Origin of the sequence: Vibrio sp. 5S239, from assembly GCF_041439575.1 — a bacterium.
Taxonomy (GTDB): Bacteria; Pseudomonadota; Gammaproteobacteria; order Enterobacterales; family Vibrionaceae; genus Vibrio; species Vibrio kanaloae.
Window position 1 is genome coordinate 1 of sequence record NZ_JBGOOM010000061.1, and the last position, 1,615, is coordinate 1,615.

The window sequence follows — 1,615 nt, forward strand, 5'->3', positions numbered from 1 at the left end:
TATGTAGCAGAAAAATTGTAACTTGAGGCATTATAGAGAACAACCATGAACCAACAAAACATAACTATCTAACTGTATTTATTCGGTTAATTTATCATTTTAGTTCATAGCCGTTCATTGCGTTACATTACCAAATCGCACTGTTAAGGTGTGAGCAACGCAATGCCGATGCCGCCGCATACCACCTTAATCACTAAAACCAACGCATAGTAAAAATGCCACGCGTTGCTAATCACTCTTAAACAGTTTGTTATGTCGAAACTACAAAGATACACTTTCCTCAAATCCAGCACACGTAACTTTCAAAGTAGAACTGGAAGAATGTGGCTTTAACGGTATGAAAGAAAAATGTGCTATTTGTTTATTATCCAGAAACCCCAGCCATGCTTTACCGTTATGCTTGTTTAACGGCACCATTGTCATCGCAGGGAATGAAATCGTTTTACTGGTTATATTACTGTTGAACAAACTCGACTTTTCATAGCCTTGCATATAATAGCCTTGTCCAAGCTCCTCGCCATAGCTCAAACTAAAATCAAAACAAGGTGCTTCATCGTTATTAAATACAAAAACCTTATAACAATCCTTTTCACCTGAGCATGTTGTTTTTTCAGTTTCAATACTCAATTTCGTTGTTTTAGCCTGTAGAGAAATATAAAGCGAATATCCTGCGATACCAAGTGAAAATATAGCAACCATTAACGTTAATTTTTCGTTGATTGTTAATTTAAAATTCATTGTTTTCTCCTTAGACATAACGCCTTGCTAAGCTGTGAGTTAACGTGTGCCATGTCTGAGCGAAGCGAGTTCGGCACGCGTTTACGAATCAGACTTAAGCAATTTGTTATATGCTTTTTAGCGCCTTTGATACGTCCATTTCAATATGATGAAGTTTCATTTTTTTCTTCACTATTTCCTCTTCAGTGAAGCGGTTTCTATTGATCCAATAAACGCCTTTGAAAAAGCATCTTTCTGATAAAGCTTCATCAAATGGCCGAACTAAGAGCGCAGTTTCACTCCACATATCAGACAGCTCACGCTCACGATCTCGGCTTTTCTCCGCAGGATTTTCTACTATCACCTGCATATATTGAGATGTACTAGCAAGGGAGTTCATTAGAGCTTTTAGAGCTCTGTTTTTTTTCTGTTCTTTGATTTCCTTTCTGTTAAAAATTAAAGTAAACCAAGTAATAGCCATATTGTTTAGTGTTTCTAATTGTTCAATTTCCATTTTTTACCTTGCTAAAATCAAGTAAAATCATCTGAATCATTCTGGTGCTCTGACAGTAATTTACACCGCATATACGCTTCAAAGTAATAGTCACTATCAACTTTTTGTGGGTTTGACCTATAGTCAATTAGCAACTGGTCTAAGCAATCTGAACACAGAGTCTCAGCAGAGTTAAGCTCAGAGTTTAAATAGCTAAAAGCTGAGTACAAGTTCAAATCCTTCGCTTTAAGCAAAACACTATTAATTTCGTCTTTTGTTTTCAAGTAGCCCTCAGCTTCATTGAGCATATAACGCTAAGCTAAGTAGTGAGCAACGTAATACGAAGTCACCGCATAACACCTTAAACACTAAAATCAACGCATACTAAAAATGCCACGCGTTGCG

General features: G+C 36.7%; 2 protein-coding genes. Both read right to left on the reverse strand.

Going from position 1 to position 1,615, the window contains the following annotated elements; all coding sequences use genetic code 11:
- Positions 1-261: 261 nt before the first annotated feature.
- Complete coding sequence (locus ACED48_RS20405) at positions 262-738, reverse strand: hypothetical protein (protein WP_017057154.1); 477 nt, start codon at positions 736-738, stop codon at positions 262-264.
- Between the two features lie 106 nt (positions 739-844).
- Positions 845-1,231, reverse strand: a complete 387-nt coding sequence (locus tag ACED48_RS20410) for a hypothetical protein (protein ID WP_017057153.1) — start codon at positions 1,229-1,231, stop codon at positions 845-847.
- Between the last annotated feature and the right edge of the window lie 384 nt (positions 1,232-1,615).

What these genes read in the sequence shown, in the direction of transcription:
- ACED48_RS20405 (WP_017057154.1), bottom strand. Translation starts at nt 738, where the DNA reads ATGAATTTTAAATTAACAATCAACGAAAAATTAACGTTAATGGTTGCT.
- ACED48_RS20410 (WP_017057153.1), bottom strand. Translation starts at nt 1,231, where the DNA reads ATGGAAATTGAACAATTAGAAACACTAAACAATATGGCTATTACTTGG.